Raw genomic sequence first — 15814 nt, 5'->3', positions numbered from 1 at the left:
GCCACGGCGAGAGCGAATGGAACGCGAAGAACCTGTTCACCGGCTGGGTGGACGTCAACCTCAACGAGAAGGGCGAGAAGGAGGCTGTCCGGGCCCACGCGTACCCCCCGACCGGACCGGTAAGGCCTACACCGGGCCGGCCACCACGGCCACCGGCTTCGGCAGCGGCGTACCCGAACCGTCACGGCGCGGGTCGGTGGCCGGCAGCTCGGCGGGCAGGCCGGCGTCCGTCGCGGCCCGCGCCGGGGCGGCGCCCGCCCAGGCCAGGACGAGGCAGTCCTCGCCCTTGAGGAAGCGCTGGCAGCGCACACCGCCCGTGGCCCGCCCCTTGCGCGGGTACTGGTCGAACGGCGTCGCCTTCGCCGTGCCCTCGGAGACCGCGTCCGGCAGCCCGCCCCGGGCGCCCGCGACCGTGATCACCACCGCGTCCTCCGCGGGGTCGACGGCCGTGAAGGAGATGACCTTCGCGTCCGGCGACAGCTTGACGCCCGCCATGCCGCCCGCCGGGCGGCCCTGCGGCCGGACCTGCGAGGCCTGGTAGCGCAGCAACTGGGCGTCGTCCGTGATGAAGACCAGATCCTCCTCGCCCGTGCGCAGCTCGACGGCGCCGACGATGGTGTCGCCGTCCTTGAGGGCGATGACCTCCAGCTCGTCCTTGTTGGCCGGATAGTCCGGGACCACGCGCTTGACCACGCCCTGCTCCGTACCGATGGCCAGGCCCGGCGAGGACTCGTCGAGCGTGGTCAGACAGACCAGGCGCTCGCCGTCCGCCAGCGACAGGAACTCCGACACCGGGACGCCGCCCGCCAGGTTCGGCGGGGCCGCCGTCTCCGGCAGCTGCGGCAGGTCGATCACCCGCAGCCGCAGCAGCCGCCCGTCGGAGGTCACCGCGCCCACCTCGCCCAGGGCCGTCGCCGGGACGGCCGAGACGATCACGTCGTGCTTCACGCGCTTGGTGTCGGCCGAGGCGTCCACCGGCTCACCCGTGGCCGTACGGGCCAGGAGGCCGGTGGAGGACAGCAGCACCCGGCACGGGTCGTCCGCGACCTTCAGCGGCACCGCCGAGGCCGGCGTGCCCGCCGACTCCAGCAGCACCGTGCGCCGGTCGGTGCCGAACCTCTTCGCCACGTCCGCCAGTTCCGCCGAGACGAGCTTGCGGAGCTCCGCGTCCGACTCCAGGATCCGGGTCAGCTCGGCGATCTCCGCGGTGAGCTTGTCGCGCTCCGACTCCAGCTCGATCCGGTCGAACTTGGTCAGGCGGCGCAGCGGGGTGTCGAGGATGTACTGGGTCTGCACCTCGGAGAGGGAGAAGCGCTCCACGAGTGACGCCTTGGCGGCCGCGGCGTTATCGCTCGATCGAATGATTTGGATGACCTCGTCGATGTCGACGAGCGCCACCAGCAGACCCTCGACCAGATGCAGCCGGTCGCGCCGCTTGCCGCGCCGGAACTCGCTGCGCCGGCGGACCACCTCGAAGCGGTGGTCGACATAGACCTCCAGCAGCTCCTTGAGGCCCAGCGTCAGGGGCTGCCCGTCGACGAGCGCCACGTTGTTGATGCCGAAGGACTCCTCCATCGGCGTCAGCTTGTAGAGCTGCTCCAGGACGGCCTCGGGGTTGAAGCCGTTCTTGATCTCGATGACCAGGCGCAGGCCGTGGGCGCGGTCGGTGAGGTCCTTGACGTCGGCGATGCCCTGGAGCTTCTTGGAGCCGACCAGGTCCTTGATCTTGGAGACGACCTTCTCCGGGCCCACCGCGAACGGCAGCTCCGTGACGACCAGGCCCTTGCGGCGGGCCGTGACGTTCTCCACGGAGACCGTGGCGCGGATCTTGAACGTGCCGCGGCCGGTCTCGTACGCGTCGCGGATCCCGCTCAGGCCGACGACGCGGCCGCCCGTGGGCAGGTCGGGACCCGGGACGAACTTCATCAGGGTGTCGAGGTCGGCGCCCGGGTGCCGGATCAGGTGCCGGGCGGCGGCGACGACCTCGCCGAGGTTGTGCGGCGGCATGTTCGTCGCCATGCCGACCGCGATGCCGGACGAGCCGTTGACCAACAGGTTCGGATAGGCGGCCGGGAGGGCCACCGGCTCCTGCTCGCTGCCGTCGTAGTTCGGCGTGAAGTCGACGGTGTCCTCGTCGATCGAGTCCGTCATCAGCGACGTCGGCGCCGCCATCCGGGCCTCGGTGTAACGCATGGCCGCGGGCGGGTCGTCGTTGCCCAGCGAGCCGAAGTTGCCGTGGCCGTCCACCAGGGGCAGCCGCATCGAGAAGGGCTGCGCCATGCGCACCAGGGCGTCGTAGATCGAGGCGTCGCCGTGCGGATGGAGCTTGCCCATCACCTCGCCGACGACCCGGGCGCACTTCACGTGCCCCCGCTCGGGCCGCAGGCCCATCTCGTTCATCTGGAAGAGGATGCGGCGCTGGACCGGCTTGAGGCCGTCCCGGGCGTCGGGCAGGGCACGGGAGTAGATGACGGAGTACGCGTACTCGAGGAAGGAGCCCTGCATCTCGTCGACGACGTCGATGTCGAGGATGCGCTCCTCGAACTCTTCCGGCGGCGGGGTCTTCGTGCTGCGGCGGGCCATCGCGGCTGCTGCTCCTTCGATCGATTGCCGAGGCGGTTCTGACGCCGACCATTGTGGACCGAGCCACCGACAACGCCGACCGCGACCCGTCCGGGGCATCCCCGGCGGTTCGGGAACTTCGCCAGATGTCAGCGCGCTTGCATACAGTGACAGGACTGTTCATCACGCGAGTCGTCGCGAGGCACCGCGGGATCTCAAGAGATCGAAGGGACGTACATGCCCATGGGTCACACGGCCACGCAACAGGCCGGCTCCGGCGGCCTGACAGCGACCGAGCACCGCCTGGCCAACGGCCTGCGGGTGATCCTCTCCGAGGACCACCTGACCCCCGTCGCCGCGGTCTGCCTCTGGTACGACGTCGGCTCGCGCCATGAGGTCAAGGGCCGTACCGGCCTCGCCCACCTCTTCGAGCACCTGATGTTCCAGGGCTCGGCCCAGGTCAAGGGCAACGGCCACTTCGAGCTGGTCCAAGGCGCCGGCGGCTCGCTCAACGGCACCACCAGCTTCGAGCGCACCAACTACTTCGAGACCATGCCCACCCACCAGGTGGAGCTGGCCCTGTGGCTCGAGGCCGACCGGATGGGCTCGCTGCTCACCGCCCTCGACGACGAGTCGATGGAGAACCAGCGCGACGTCGTCAAGAACGAGCGCCGCCAGCGGTACGACAATGTGCCCTACGGCACGGCCTTCGAGAAGCTGACGGCCATGTCCTACCCCGACGGCCACCCGTACCACCACACGCCCATCGGCTCCATGGCCGACCTGGACGCCGCCTCCCTGGAGGACGCGCGCGCCTTCTTCCGCACCTACTACGCGCCGGGCAACGCGGTCCTGTCGGTCGTCGGCGACATCGACCCCGAGCAGACGCTCGCCTGGATCGAGAAGTACTTCGGCTCCATCCCGGCGCACGACGCCAAGCAGCCCCCGCGCGACGGCCGGCTGCCCGACACCATCGGCGAGCAGCTGCGCGAGGTCGTCCGCGAGGAGGTGCCCTCCCGCGCCCTGATGGCCGCCTACCGCCTGCCCCACGACGGCACGCGCGAGGCCGACGCCGCCGACCTGGCGCTGACCATCCTCGGCGGCGGCGAGTCCTCCCGCCTGCACAACCGCCTGGTCCGGCACGACCGCACCGCCGTCGCGGCCGGCTTCGGCCTGCTGCGCCTGGCCGGCGCCCCCTCGCTCGGCTGGCTGGACGTCAAGGCGTCCGGCGGCGTGGAGGTTCCCGCGATCGAGACCGCCGTCGACGACGAGCTCGCCCGCTTCGCGGCCGAGGGCCCGACGCCCGAGGAGATGGAGCGCGCCCAGGCCCAGCTGGAGCGCGAGTGGCTGGACCGGCTGGCCACCGTCAGCGGCCGTGCGGACGAGTTCTGCCGCTTCGCCGTGCTCTTCGGCGACCCCCAGCTCGCCCTGACCGCCGTTCAGCGCGTCCTGGACGTCACCCCCGGGGAGGTGCAGGAGGTCGCCAAGGCCCGGCTGCACCCCGACAACCGCGCCGTGCTGGTGTACGAGCCCACGCCCCAGTCCGGCACCGACGCCGCCGGCGAGAACGAGGAAGAGGAGGCGGACCGGTGAGCGACGCCGTAGCCGCGAGCACCCAGACCGCAAAGGCCTCGATGGACTTCCACCCGCAGCCCCAGCCCGGCACCGCCACCCCCTGGGCCTTCCCCGCCCCCGAGCGCGGACTGCTCCCCAACGGGCTGACCGTGCTGCGCTGCCACCGCCCCGGCCAGCAGGTCGTCGCCGTCGACGTCGTCCTGAACGCGCCCCTGGCCGCCGAGCCAGAGGGCCTGGACGGCGTCGCCACGATCACGGCGCGCGCCTTCTCCGAGGGCACCGACAAGCTCAGCGCCGAGGAGTTCACCGCCGAGCTGGAGCGCTGCGGCGCCACCCTCGACGCCCACGCCGACCACCCCGGTGTCCGGCTCTCCCTGGAGGTCCCGGCCTCCCGGCTGGGCAAGGCCATGGGCCTGCTCGCCGACGCCCTGCGCGCCCCGGCCTTCCCGGACAGCGAGATCGAGCGCCTGGTCGACAACCGCCTGGACGAGATCCCGCACGAGCTGGCCAACCCGGCCCGCCGGGCGGCCATGGCGCTGGCCGCCGAGCTCTTCCCGGCCGACTCCCGGATGTCCCGCCCCCGTCAGGGCGCGCAGGAGACCGTCGAGCGCGTCGACGCCGCGGCGGTCCGGTCCTTCTACGAGGCCCATGTCCGCCCCGCCACCACCACCGTGGCGATCGTCGGCGACTTCACCGGCATCGACCTCGACCGCACCCTGGCGGAGTCCCTGGGCACCTGGACCGGCACCACCGCCGAGCCGCTGCCCGTGCCGGCCGTCACCGCCGACGACACCGGCCGCGTCGTCATCGTGGACCGGCCCGGCGCCGTGCAGACGCAGCTCCTCATCGGCCGTACCGGCCCCGACCGGCACGCGAGCATCTGGCCCGCCCAGATCCTCGGCACCTACTGCCTCGGCGGCACCCTCACCTCCCGCCTGGACCGTGTCCTGCGCGAGGAGAAGGGCTACACCTACGGCGTGCGCTCCTTCGGCCAGGTGCTGCTCTCCGCCCCCGACGGCACGGGCACGGCCATGCTCGCCATCAGCGGCTCCGTGGACACCCCCAACACCGGCCCCGCGCTCCAGGATCTGTGGACCGTGCTGCGCACCCTGGCGGCGGAGGGCCTGACCGAGGCCGAGCGCGACGTCGCCGTGCAGAACCTGGTCGGTGTCGCGCCGCTGAAGTACGAGACGGCCGCGGCCGTCGCCGCGACCTTCGCCGACCAGGTCGAGCAGTACCTGCCGGACGACTTCCAGGCGCGGCTGTACGAACGCCTCGCGCAGGCCGGCACGGTGGAGGCCACGGCGGCCGTCGTGAGCGCCTTCCCGGCCGACCGCCTCGTCACCGTCCTCGTCGGTGACGCCGCCGAGATCGCCGAGCCCGTCAAGGCCCTGGGCATCGGCCCGGTGACGGTCATCCCCGCCTGACGGCGACTCACCACCCCGGCGCGGCGGCCACGCTGCGTCGGGGCCGCGTTGGCGCATGGGTCCGTTGTGACCCATGCGCCTCTCTTATGTCCGCTTTCGGGCGGTGGTTGCATGTTGGTCGTGTGGCGTACGTCATAAAAGCCCACTTCTGTTTGCTGTTCGAATCTGACGCCGATTAGCGTCAGGCCCGGCAGCCCGCCTATCGGAGCCGCGACCGCGGCCCCCGGGAAGCCATCGCCGAGTTCCCGAGGCGCGAGCCGAGGGGAGCCGGGGACCCAAACGTCCCTGGGGTGAATCGGGCCCCTCTCACGAGGGATCCGTAGGAGACCTTCCTGCTCCGAACCCGTCAGCTAACCCGGTAGGCGAGAGGGAAGGAAAGGAACAGCCGCAGACATGGCGTTCACCCGTGCCACCGGGAAGCACCGTCGTCCGAGCCGCGCCGCGCGCGTCAGCGCCAACGTCGCGGGCATAGCCACCCTGACGGCCGCCGGCGTCGTCGCCGGTGTCGCCGCCCCGGCCTTCGCCGCCTCCGACGACACCCAGCGCCCCGAGGACACCGGCCTGACCCAGGCCGTCGTCATCGGTGACGTCATGGCCGAGCACGTCGACGCCCAGGCCGAGTCCCAGCGCAGCGCCGCCGACGAGGCCGCCGCCCGCCTCCAGGCCGAGGAGAGCGCCAAGCAGAAGGCCGTCCAGGCCAAGCAGCGCTACGAAGAGGCCCAGCGCAAGGCCGAGGAGGAGCGTGCCGCCAAGGCGAAGGCCGCCCGCGACGAGGAGCGCAAGCGCCTCGGCACCTTCGTGAGCCCGATCGACGGCTCCTACGTCTCCACCGCCTACAAGGCCTCCAGCGGCCTGTGGTCCTCCGGCAGCCACACCGGCATCGACATGCACGCCGAGACCGGTACCTCCGTCCACGCGGTGGGCATGGGCACCATCGTCGAGGCCGGCTACGGCGGCGCCTACGGCAACAACGTCGTCATCCAGATGGCCGACGGCACGTACACCCAGTACGGCCACCTGTCCTCCATCGACGTCTCCGTCGGTCAGTCGGTCACCCCGGGCCAGCAGATCGGCCTCTCCGGCGCCACTGGCAACGTCACCGGCCCGCACCTGCACTTCGAGGCCCGCACGGCCCCCACCTACGGCTCGGACATCGACCCGATCGCCTACATGGCCGCGCACGGCGTCAACCTGTAACGACGCGCGACGACTTCCGAAAGGCCCCGGCCCCCGGCCGGGGCCTTCGTGTTGGCCAAAAAATATCCATGAAGCGGCGGCACCATCGGAAAACGCCCGGGATTGCCATAGAGTCGCCGAACGGACGTCAATCGGCCGTGCTGCACGGGGATTGAGGCATGAGGCGGAGGTAGACCCATGCGGGGCCGTACGTGAGCGGCGACGGCGAAGGGCCGCGCGAGAGCCGTCGTATTTCCACGCACGCGGTGTGCACCGCCATCCGCGACGACATCGTCTCCGGCGCTTTCCCGCCGGGCAGCCGGCTCATCGAGGAAATCCTCGCCCGCCGCTACGGCGTCTCACGGGTGCCCGTGCGCGAGGCGCTGCGCACCCTCGCCTCCGAGGGCTTCGTGACCACCCGTCGGCACGCCGGCGCCTGTGTCGCCGAACCCACCGAGCGCGAGGCCGCCGACCTTCTCGACATCCGGGCCCTGCTGGAGCCGCTGGGCGCGGCCAAGGCCGCGCAGCGGCGCTCCGAGGCCCATCTCAAGGTACTGCGGGGCCTGGTCAGACTCGGTCAGGAGCGGGCCCGCGCGGGCCGCTGCGCCGAGCTGCGCCAGCTCGGCGACTGGTTCGACGAGACGCTCGCCCAGGCGTCCGGCAGCCCCTCGGTCGCCGGGCTCCTGACCCAGCTGCGCCGCAAGATCGCCTGGGTGTACGCCCCGGGGCCCGTGGTCCGGCCGGTGGAGACCTGGGAGGCGTGCGGGGCGCTGGTGGACGCGGTGGCCCGCGGAGACGTGGAACGCGCCCGGGAGCTGGCCGCCGTACGGGCCGGCCGTTCACCCGGTGAATTCCTGCTGCGGCGGACCGGCGGCGACCGCGTCCATCCGCCGAAACAGCCCGTAAACACGGCGGGCGTCCGTTCTTGACGAGGGCCCGCTATTCCTGGAGGAATAGCGGCCGGGAATTCGTGGCGGTCCCCGGTCGGGGCACGCCGTGCGCGTCTGCGGAGAGCGGCGCGCACGGCGCGTGAAAAGCCTGTGGGCACAGCCGCGGGATACGGCCCTTGGATACGACAGCGGGGCCGCGGCGGCCTCGGTCGGCTGCCGCGGCCCCGCCGCGCGGTCCCGCCCGGGGAGGGGCGGGCCGGTGGATCAGACGGTCTCCGGGAGCTCCTCGAGCCCCTCGGCGACGAGCTTGGCCAGACGGTCGAGCGCGGCCTCGGACCCCTCCGCCTCACTGGCGAGGACGATCTCCTCGCCACCCTGGGCGCCCAGGCCCAGCACGGCGAGCATGGAGGCGGCGTTGACGGGGTTGCCGTCCGCCTTGGCGATCGTCATGGGGACGCCGGCGGCGGTCGCCGCACGGACGAAGATCGACGCGGGCCGGGCGTGCAGGCCCTCGGCCCAGCCGACGTTTACGCGGCGCTCAACCATGGTGTTGCCCTTCAAGTCGATATTGGTTGTCTAGACCATTGTGGCACGGGGCGCGCGGTGCCCAGTGCGCGCGCCCCACCTGGGACCTTCGGTCGCGCCCCGTGGGCCGGGCGGCACCGGACCACTGTCGGTACCCGGCCTTACGCTGGGCCCATGCAGACGCCGTCCGAGCACGCGTACCCGACCCACTGGGAAGCCGACGTCGTGCTGCGCGACGGCGGCATCGCCCACATCCGCCCCATCACGCCCGACGACGCGGGACGGCTGGTCAGCTTTTACGAGCAAGTGTCGGACCAGTCCAAGTACTACCGCTTCTTCGCCCCCTACCCCCGCCTCTCCGACCGGGACGTCCACCGCTTCACCCACCACGACTACGTCGACCGGGTGGGCCTCGCCGCGATCGTGGGCGACGAGTTCATCGCCACGGTGCGCTACGACCGCATCGCCCCGGCCGACGAGGCCGAGGTCGCCTTCCTCGTCCAGGACGCCCACCAGGGCCGCGGTGTCGCCTCCGCCCTGCTCGAGCACGTCGCGGCCGTCGCGCGCGAGCGCTCGATCCGGCGCTTCGCCGCCGAGGTGCTGCCCGCCAACACGAAAATGATCAAGGTCTTCACGGACGCGGGCTACACACAGAAGCGCAGCTTCGAGGACGGCGTCGTCCGCCTCGGCCTCGACCTGGAGCCCACCGACGCCTCCCTCGCCGTGCAGCGCGCCCGCGAACAGCGCGCCGAGGCCCGCTCCGTGCAGCGCCTGCTCACACCCCGCTCCGTCGCCGTCGTCGGCGCCGGCCGCGAGCCCGGCGGCATGGGCCGCACCGTCCTGCGCAACATCGTCGCCGGCGGCTTCACCGGGCGGACGTACGCGGTCAACCTCGCCTTCCCCGAAGAACCTTCGCTCCTGGAGCCCGAGGGCGTCCCCGCCCATCGCTCCGTCCTCGGCATCGCCGAGCCGGTGGACCTCGCGATCGTCGCCGTCCCCGCCGAGCAGGTCCCCGCCGTCGTCGCCGACTGCGGTGAGCACGGCGTCCAGGGGCTCGTCGTGCTCACCGCCGGATACGCCGAGAGCGGGGGGACGGGCCGCGCCCGCCAGCGCGAGCTGGTCCGCCAGGCCCGCTCGTACGGCATGCGCGTCATCGGCCCCAACTCCTTCGGCCTCATCAACACCGCCGAGGCCGTCAGGCTCAACGCCTCCCTCGCCCCCGAGCTGCCCGCCGCCGGACGGGTCGGGCTGTTCAGCCAGTCCGGCGCGATCGGCATCGCCCTGCTCTCCGGGCTCCACCGGCGGGCGGCCGGCCTCGTGGGCATCTCCACCTTCGTCTCCGCCGGCAACCGCGCCGACGTCTCCGGCAACGACTTCCTCCAGCACTGGCACGACGACCCCGACACCGACGTCGTCCTCATGTACCTGGAATCCATCGGCAATCCGCGGAAGTTCGCCCGCCTCGCCCGGCGCACGGCCGCCCGTAAGCCGCTCGTCGTCGTCAAGGGCGCCCGGCACGGTGCCGCCGCCCCCACCGGCCACGCCGTGCCCTCCACCCGTATCCCCGACGCCACGGTCTCCGACCTGCTGCGCCAGGCCGGCGTCATCCGCGTCGACACGGTCACCGAGCTGGCCGACGCCGGGCTGCTCCTCGCCTCCCAGCCGCTCCCCGAGGGCCCTCGCGTCGCGATCTGCGGCAACTCCGAATCCCTCGCCCTGCTCACGTACGACGCCTGCCTCACGGACGGGCTGCGACCCCTGCTGCCCCGCGACCTGACCACGTCCGCCACCCCGGCGGACTTCCGGGCCGCGCTCTCGGCCGCGCTGGCCGACCGGGCCTGCGACGCGGTGGTCGTCACCGCCATCCCCTGGGTCGGCGACACCTCCGCCGCCGACCTCGCCACCGCCCTGCGCGAGGCCGTCGCGACGGCCCCCACCGCGAAGCCGGTGGCGGTGGTCCACCTGGAGATCCCGGGCCTGGCCGAAGCCCTGGCGGCACCGGGCCCGGCCCGAGCGGACGAGCCGGGCGGCTCCGCCACCACCAGTGGCGAGCCGCAGACCGCTGCCGCGATCGGCACCGCATCCGTCCCCGGCCCAGCCGCAGGCGCCCCCGTGCGGATACCCGCCTATCCCGCCGCCGAGCGGGCCGTGCGGGCGCTTGCCGAGGCCGTGCGTTATGCGCGGTGGCGGCGGGACGTCGCCGTGCCCGGGCGGGTGCCCGAGTACGACGACATCGACGAAGAGGGCGCCGCCGCCGACATCGACGTCCTGCTCCGGGCCCATGGCGCCGTCGCCCCGCGCGCCGTGACGCTCTCAGCCCCCGACACCCAGCGCCTCCTCGCCCGCTACGGCATCGCCGTGCTGCCCGCCCTGCCCGCGCCCGACCCCGACAGCGCCGTGGACGCCGCCCGGCGGCTCGGCTTCCCCGTGGCCCTCAAGCCCACCGCGCCCCACCTCCGTCACCGCGCCGACCTCGGCGGGGTCCGCCTCGACCTCGGCGGTGAGGCGGAATTGCGCCGCGCGTACACGGAGTTGACCGAGCTGCTCGGCAAGCCCGAGGAGCTGAGCCTCGTCGTGCAGTCCATGGCCCCCCGCGGCGTCGACACCGTCGTCCGCGCCGCCATCCACCCCACCGCCGGCGCGGTGCTCTCCTTCGGGCTGGCCGGCGCGCCGTCCCTGCTGCTCGGGGACATCGCCCACCGCCTCGTCCCGGCCACCGACCGGGACGTCGCCGAGCTCATCCGCTCCGTGCGCACCGCGCCGCTGCTCTTCGGCTGGCGCGGCTCCGCCCCCGTGGACACCGCGGCCCTGGAGGAGCTGCTGCTGCGGGTCTCGCGCCTCGTCGACGACCACCCGGAGGTCGTGGGCGCCGACCTGGAGCCGGTGATCGTCGCCCAGCACGGGGTGCACGTCCTCGGCGCGACCATCCGGCTGGCCCCGCCCCCGGCCCGCTCCGACCTCGGGCCGCGGAGTCTGCCCCTGTACTGAGTCCCCGTACCGGGTCCCTGGCCGGGGATCGGCGGCAGCCGGACCCCGTACGCCCCGTAGGATGGGCGTATGGCGAAGACCGGTACGACGACCCAGGGGCTGCGCGCGGCTATCGAGCGCAGCGGCTACTACCCGGCCCTCGTGGCCGAGGCGGTGGAAGCCGCCGTGGGCGGTGAGCCGGTCGTGTCGTACCTGGTCCACCAGGAGACGACGTTCGACTCGAACGAGGTGCGCCGCCATGTCACGGTGCTCGTCCTCACCGGCACCCGATTCATCGTCAGCCACACCGACGAGCAGGCCGCCGACGGCACCTCCCCGTCGCCCTACGCCACCACCTCCACCGAGTCCGTGAAGCTCGACCGGATCTCCTCGGTGGTGCTCAGCCGTGTCGTCGCCAACCCCGAGGCCTACACCCCGGGCACCCTGCCCCGCGAGGTCGTCCTGACCATCGGCTGGGGCGCGGTCTCCCGCATCGACCTCGAGCCCGCCGCCTGCGGCGACCCGAACTGCGACGCCGACCACGGCTACACCGGCTCCTCCACCGCCGACGACCTCAGCCTGCGGGTCAGCGAGGCGGGTGACGGCCCGGACACCGTCCGTCAGACCCTCGCCTTCGCCCAGGCGCTCTCCGAGGCCACCGCGGCGACCGCCCGCTGATGTCGTATTCCACCGTCGCCGGCGCGGCCTGGCCCGAGCCGGCTCCGCTCGACCCCCGCTCCGCCCCGCTGCCCCGCTACGGCACCGGCTCCCTCGCCGACCTGCTGCCCTCGGTCGCGGCGGGCCTGGGTGTGCCCGGCCTCACCTCCGGACTGGAGCTGGCGCCCGCCGACCGGGTCTGCGTCTTCCTGATCGACGGCCTGGGCTGGGAGCTGCTGCGCGCCCACCCCGACGAGGCCCCGTTCCTCCACTCGCTGCTGGGCACGTCCATGAACGGCACCGGCGTGCCCATGACCGCCGGCTTCCCCTCCACCACGGCGACCTCCCTCGCCTCGGTCGGCACGGGCCTGCCGCCCGGCGCCCATGGTCTGGCCGGCTACACCGTCGCCGACCCGGCCACCGGGCAGCTGATGAACCAGCTGCGCTGGCGCCCCTGGACCGACCCCCACGCCTGGCAGCCGTACCCCACCGTCTTCCAGCTCGCGGACGCTGCCGGGATCGCCACCTGCCAGGTCTCCGCGCCGGACTTCGAGCACACGCCGCTGACCAAGGTCGCGCTGAGCGGCGGCACCTTCCACGGCCGGCTCTCCGGCGAGGAACGGATGGACTTCGCCGCCCAGCGCCTCGGCGCCGCGGACCGCTCGCTCGTCTACACGTACTACAGCGAGGTCGACGGCAAGGGCCACCGCTTCGGCGTCGACTCCGAGGAGTGGCGCGGCCAGCTGATGTACGTGGACCTGCTCGCCCGGCGACTCGCCGAGCAGCTGCCGCCGCGCTCGGCCCTCTACATCACCGCCGACCACGGCATGATCGACATCCCGTTCGACCCGGAGTCGCGCATCGACTTCGACGAGGACTGGGAGCTGCGCGCCGGGGTCGCCCTGCTGGGCGGCGAGGCGCGGGCCCGCCATGTCTACGCGGTGCCCGGCGCGGCCGCCGACGTCCTGACCGTGTGGCGCGAGGTGCTCGGCGAGCAGATGTGGGTCGCGGGCCGGGACGAGGCCATCGAGGCGGGCTGGTTCGGCCCGCCCGGCGAGGGCGTCGACGACCGGGTGTACGCGCGGATCGGCGACGTCGTCGCCGCCGCCCGCGACGACGTCGCGATCGTCGCCACGGAGACCGAGCCCAACGAGTCGAAGATGGTCGGCCTCCACGGTTCCATGACGCCCGTCGAGCAGCTCGTGCCGCTCCTCGAAGTCCGCTCCTGAGCGAAGCCCGCTCGCGAGCGGAGCCCGTTCCCCCTGATCTCACCTCCCCCCACGATCAAACGAAAGGCATGCCTTCCCATGCCCGAGCTGGTGTTCTTCTCCGGAACGATGGACTGCGGAAAGAGCACCCTCGCTCTGCAGATCGAGCACAACCGGTCGGCGCGCGGCCTCGAGGGGCTGATCTTCACCCGCAACGACCGCGCGGGCGAGGGCAAGCTGTCCTCCCGGCTCGGCCTGGTCACCGACTCCGTCGAGGCGGGGGAGGGGTTCGACTTCTACGCGCACCTGGTCGCACACCTCTCGGCGGGCGGCCGCGCGGACTACGCCATCTGCGACGAGGCCCAGTTCCTCGCCCCGGAGCAGATCGACCAGCTGGCCCGGATCGTCGACGACCTCGAACTGGACGTCTTCGCCTTCGGTATCACCACCGACTTCCGCACCAAGCTCTTCCCCGGCTCCCAGCGCCTGATCGAACTCGCCGACCGCGTCGAGGTCCTCCAGGTCGAGGCGCTGTGCTGGTGCGGGGCACGGGCCACCCACAACGCCCGTACGGTCGGCGGGGAGATGGTCGTCGAGGGCGCGCAGGTCGTCGTCGGCGACGTCAACCAGCCGGAGACCGTGGTCGGTTACGAGGTGCTGTGCCGGCGCCACCACCGCCGCCGGCTCACGGCGGCCGCCGCGCGTGCGGCTGCCCTGTCGCCGGACGTACTGCCGGTGGACCCCGAGACCGAGAACGCGGGCTGAACCGGACGGCCCGCTAGCGCGCCGTCCGCAGCAGGGTGAAGACCGCGCCCTCCGGGTCCTCGACCGTCGCCGCGTGCCCGGCCGTCATCTCCGCCGGGCCCTCCACGACCCGGCCGCCCAGCTCGGCGACCCGCTCGGCGGCCGTGTCCACGTCCGCCACTTCGAAATACGTCATCCAGTGCGGATACCGCAGCGCCGGCCCCGCGCCCCGGATCGCGGCCACCGGACGGCCGTCCAGGTGGAGCGTGAACGTGTCGGCGCCCACGGCGCCGGACGACTTCGTCTCATACCCGAACAGCGCGCGGTAGAACTTCAGCACCGCGGCGGCGTCATGGGTCACCAGTTCGTGCCAGACCGGGGTGCCCGGCGCGCCCGTCGTCCCGGGATCCACCATCCCCCGCCCCTGCCGGACGCCGAACGGCGCCCCCGCCGGGTCCGTGGCGAGCACCAGCCGCCCCGCGTCCTCGGCGGCCAGCGGACCCACGCCTACCGTTCCGCCGGCGCAGTGGATCCACTCCGCGGAGACGTCCGCGTCGTCGCTCGCCAGATAGGTGGTCCACGCGTTGGCGAGTTGACGATCGGGCGGCAGGCCCCCGATCCCGGCGACATCGTGGCCGTCGACCGTGGCCCGTACGTACGGCCCCGGGCGGCCGGGCCCCGGGCTGTAGTAGGACCACCCGAACAGCCCGCTGTAGAACTCCTTGGTCGCCTCCAGGTCCTGCACCAGGAGACTGGTCCAGCAAGGAGTGCCCGGTGTCTGCCGCCGGGTGCCCTCGCCGTGCTCGGAGGAGCCCCATACCTCGGTCATCGTCAGTATCTCCTCGGACCATCGTGGTGGCCGCGCGTCCCCGCCGGGACACGCGCCCCGGCCGCGCCGGGCGTAAGGGTTCCCGCTGAGCATGCCCGAATTCGCGTTCCGCTTCCGTGTCCTCGGCAGCGCCGTCCAGTATCGATCAGCAAAGCGCCTTCTGGCCAGGGGACCGTTCGGAGCAACGGGGACTACGCCAGGATGGGTTCATGAACGTCATCATCACCGCGAAGGAATGGGCGAGCGAGTCGGCCGGCGAGCGGCCGCCGACGCTCCTGGACATCCGCTACCGGCCCGGAGGCGCGCCCGGCCGGCCCCAGTACGAGGCCGGGCATCTCCCGGGCGCCGTCTATGTCGACATGGACGCCGAACTCGCCGGCGAGCCGGGGAAGAGGGGCCGTCATCCGCTGCCGGACACCGGGGCGTTCGGGGCGGCGATGCGCCGGGCGGGGGTGCGCTCCGACCGCCCGGTCGTCGTCTACGACGACGGTCTGGGCTGGGCCGCCGCCCGGGCGTGGTGGATGCTGCGCTGGGCCGGGCATCCGTCCGTACGCGTCCTGGACGGCGGGCTCGCCGCGTGGAACGCGGCCGGGGGAGAACTGACGACGGAGGTACCGGCGCCGGCCGACGGCGACTTCGTGCCCGAGCCGGGCGCGCTGCCGGTGCTCGACGCGGACGGCGCGGTCGCGCTGGCGCGGCGCGGGGTGCTGCTGGACGCGCGTGCGGGGGAGCGCTACCGGGGTGAGGTGGAGCCGCTGGACCGGGTCGCCGGGCACATTCCCGGCGCGGTCTCCGCCCCCACGACCGAGAACGTCGCCGAGGACGGCCTCTTCCGCCCGGCCTCCGAGCTCGCGGCGCGCTTCGTGGCGCTGGGGGCGACGGGTGCGCCCGGCGCGGCGGAGGTGGGCGTCTACTGCGGCTCGGGCGTCTCCGCGGCGCACGAGATCCTGGCACTGGCGGTGGCGGGCGTGCCGGCGGCGCTGTACGTCGGATCGTGGAGCGAGTGGTCCTCCGACCCGGCACGGCCGGTGGCGATGGGGCCGGAAGCGGGCTGACCACCCGCCGGGGCGGGTGAGGGTGCCTGGGGGCAGGCCCCCAGGCACCCGGCGGTCGTCAGAGGGGGTCTGGGGGCACCGCCCCCAGGAAACGGTGAAATGGGGGCACCTCCCAGCGGTAGCTGGGGGAGGGACCGGGGCCTCCCCCCCCCGCCGCGATGGCGAGCAACCCCCACCGGGGGCGGCGGTGCCGAACCGG

The 15814-nt window shown here is 73.2% G+C and carries 12 protein-coding genes, 1 pseudogene and 1 riboswitch; of the genes and pseudogenes, 10 read left to right on the top strand and 3 right to left on the bottom strand.

Annotated features, from left to right (window positions below):
- A pseudogene (locus tag AB0E98_RS06150) lies at window positions 1-92 on the top strand (histidine phosphatase family protein); the annotation flags it as partial.
- Between the two features lie 34 nt (window positions 93-126).
- Here AB0E98_RS06150 and AB0E98_RS06145 read toward each other — a convergent pair.
- On the bottom strand, window positions 127-2583 hold the full coding sequence (locus AB0E98_RS06145; protein ID WP_361699067.1) for a DNA topoisomerase IV subunit A: 2457 nt from the start codon (window positions 2581-2583) through the stop codon (window positions 127-129).
- A gap of 222 nt (window positions 2584-2805) precedes the next feature.
- On the opposite strand from AB0E98_RS06145, the gene AB0E98_RS06140 reads away from it, so the two are divergent.
- From AB0E98_RS06140 to AB0E98_RS06125, 4 genes are all read left to right on the top strand, one after another.
- Window positions 2806-4155, top strand: a complete 1350-nt coding sequence (locus AB0E98_RS06140) for a pitrilysin family protein (RefSeq protein ID WP_361699376.1) — start codon at window positions 2806-2808, stop codon at window positions 4153-4155.
- Window positions 4156-4196: 41 nt separating this feature from the next.
- Window positions 4197-5564, top strand: a complete 1368-nt coding sequence (locus tag AB0E98_RS06135; protein WP_361699374.1) for a pitrilysin family protein — start codon at window positions 4197-4199, stop codon at window positions 5562-5564.
- A gap of 225 nt (window positions 5565-5789) precedes the next feature.
- Window positions 5790-5944: riboswitch (cyclic di-AMP (ydaO/yuaA leader) on the top strand.
- Window positions 5945-5957: 13 nt separating this feature from the next.
- A complete protein-coding gene (locus tag AB0E98_RS06130; RefSeq protein WP_361699065.1) occupies window positions 5958-6761 on the top strand; it encodes a M23 family metallopeptidase in 804 nt (267 codons plus the stop codon).
- Window positions 6762-6952: 191 nt separating this feature from the next.
- Entirely contained in the window at window positions 6953-7669 is a 717-nt protein-coding gene (locus AB0E98_RS06125; protein WP_361699063.1) for a GntR family transcriptional regulator, read from the top strand.
- A 225-nt stretch (window positions 7670-7894) separates the two neighbouring features.
- Here AB0E98_RS06125 and AB0E98_RS06120 read toward each other — a convergent pair whose 3' ends face one another.
- Window positions 7895-8176, bottom strand: a complete 282-nt coding sequence (locus AB0E98_RS06120; protein WP_311610940.1) for an HPr family phosphocarrier protein — start codon at window positions 8174-8176, stop codon at window positions 7895-7897.
- A 153-nt stretch (window positions 8177-8329) separates the two neighbouring features.
- On the opposite strand from AB0E98_RS06120, the gene AB0E98_RS06115 reads away from it, so the two are divergent.
- The 4 genes from AB0E98_RS06115 (at window position 8330) to AB0E98_RS06100 (ending at window position 13752) form a co-directional block, all read left to right on the top strand.
- Window positions 8330-11143 carry a GNAT family N-acetyltransferase gene (locus AB0E98_RS06115; RefSeq protein ID WP_361699060.1) on the top strand — a complete coding sequence of 938 codons (2814 nt, stop codon included), beginning with the start codon at window positions 8330-8332 and terminating at the stop codon, window positions 11141-11143.
- A gap of 69 nt (window positions 11144-11212) precedes the next feature.
- Window positions 11213-11800, top strand: a complete 588-nt coding sequence (locus tag AB0E98_RS06110) for a DUF5998 family protein (protein ID WP_229351399.1) — start codon at window positions 11213-11215, stop codon at window positions 11798-11800.
- The gene (locus AB0E98_RS06105) at window positions 11800-13008 is read left to right on the top strand and encodes a nucleotide pyrophosphatase/phosphodiesterase family protein (protein ID WP_361699058.1); all 1209 of its coding nucleotides are present in this window, start codon (window positions 11800-11802) and stop codon (window positions 13006-13008) included. The genes AB0E98_RS06110 and AB0E98_RS06105 overlap by 1 nt, the downstream gene beginning before the upstream one ends.
- Before the next feature lie 78 nt (window positions 13009-13086).
- Window positions 13087-13752, top strand: a complete 666-nt coding sequence (locus AB0E98_RS06100; RefSeq protein ID WP_361699056.1) for a thymidine kinase — start codon at window positions 13087-13089, stop codon at window positions 13750-13752.
- 13 nt (window positions 13753-13765) lie between these two features.
- Here AB0E98_RS06100 and AB0E98_RS06095 read toward each other — a convergent pair whose 3' ends face one another.
- On the bottom strand, window positions 13766-14560 hold the full coding sequence (locus AB0E98_RS06095; RefSeq protein WP_361699054.1) for a VOC family protein: 795 nt from the start codon (window positions 14558-14560) through the stop codon (window positions 13766-13768).
- Between the two features lie 209 nt (window positions 14561-14769).
- Here AB0E98_RS06095 and AB0E98_RS06090 point away from each other — a divergent pair, with 209 nt between their 5' ends.
- The gene (locus AB0E98_RS06090; RefSeq protein ID WP_361699052.1) at window positions 14770-15615 is read left to right on the top strand and encodes a sulfurtransferase; all 846 of its coding nucleotides are present in this window, start codon (window positions 14770-14772) and stop codon (window positions 15613-15615) included.
- Window positions 15616-15814: the final 199 nt, after the last annotated feature.

It is taken from the genome of Streptomyces sp. NPDC037389 (assembly GCF_040636475.1).
Taxonomy (GTDB): domain Bacteria; phylum Actinomycetota; class Actinomycetes; order Streptomycetales; family Streptomycetaceae; genus Streptomyces; species Streptomyces hesseae.
This window is presented reverse-complemented; position numbering and strand designations above follow the sequence as displayed.

Coding starts and splice junctions, on each gene's coding strand:
- AB0E98_RS06140 (WP_361699376.1), top strand. CDS start 2,806: ATGGGTCACACGGCCACGCAACAGGCCGGCTCCGGCGGCCTGACAGCG.
- AB0E98_RS06145 (WP_361699067.1), bottom strand. CDS start 2,583: ATGGCCCGCCGCAGCACGAAGACCCCGCCGCCGGAAGAGTTCGAGGAG.
- AB0E98_RS06095 (WP_361699054.1), bottom strand. CDS start 14,560: ATGACCGAGGTATGGGGCTCCTCCGAGCACGGCGAGGGCACCCGGCGG.
- AB0E98_RS06130 (WP_361699065.1), top strand. CDS start 5,958: ATGGCGTTCACCCGTGCCACCGGGAAGCACCGTCGTCCGAGCCGCGCC.
- AB0E98_RS06110 (WP_229351399.1), top strand. CDS start 11,213: ATGGCGAAGACCGGTACGACGACCCAGGGGCTGCGCGCGGCTATCGAG.
- AB0E98_RS06135 (WP_361699374.1), top strand. CDS start 4,197: ATGGACTTCCACCCGCAGCCCCAGCCCGGCACCGCCACCCCCTGGGCC.
- AB0E98_RS06120 (WP_311610940.1), bottom strand. CDS start 8,176: ATGGTTGAGCGCCGCGTAAACGTCGGCTGGGCCGAGGGCCTGCACGCC.
- AB0E98_RS06100 (WP_361699056.1), top strand. CDS start 13,087: ATGCCCGAGCTGGTGTTCTTCTCCGGAACGATGGACTGCGGAAAGAGC.
- AB0E98_RS06115 (WP_361699060.1), top strand. CDS start 8,330: ATGCAGACGCCGTCCGAGCACGCGTACCCGACCCACTGGGAAGCCGAC.
- AB0E98_RS06105 (WP_361699058.1), top strand. CDS start 11,800: ATGTCGTATTCCACCGTCGCCGGCGCGGCCTGGCCCGAGCCGGCTCCG.
- AB0E98_RS06090 (WP_361699052.1), top strand. CDS start 14,770: ATGAACGTCATCATCACCGCGAAGGAATGGGCGAGCGAGTCGGCCGGC.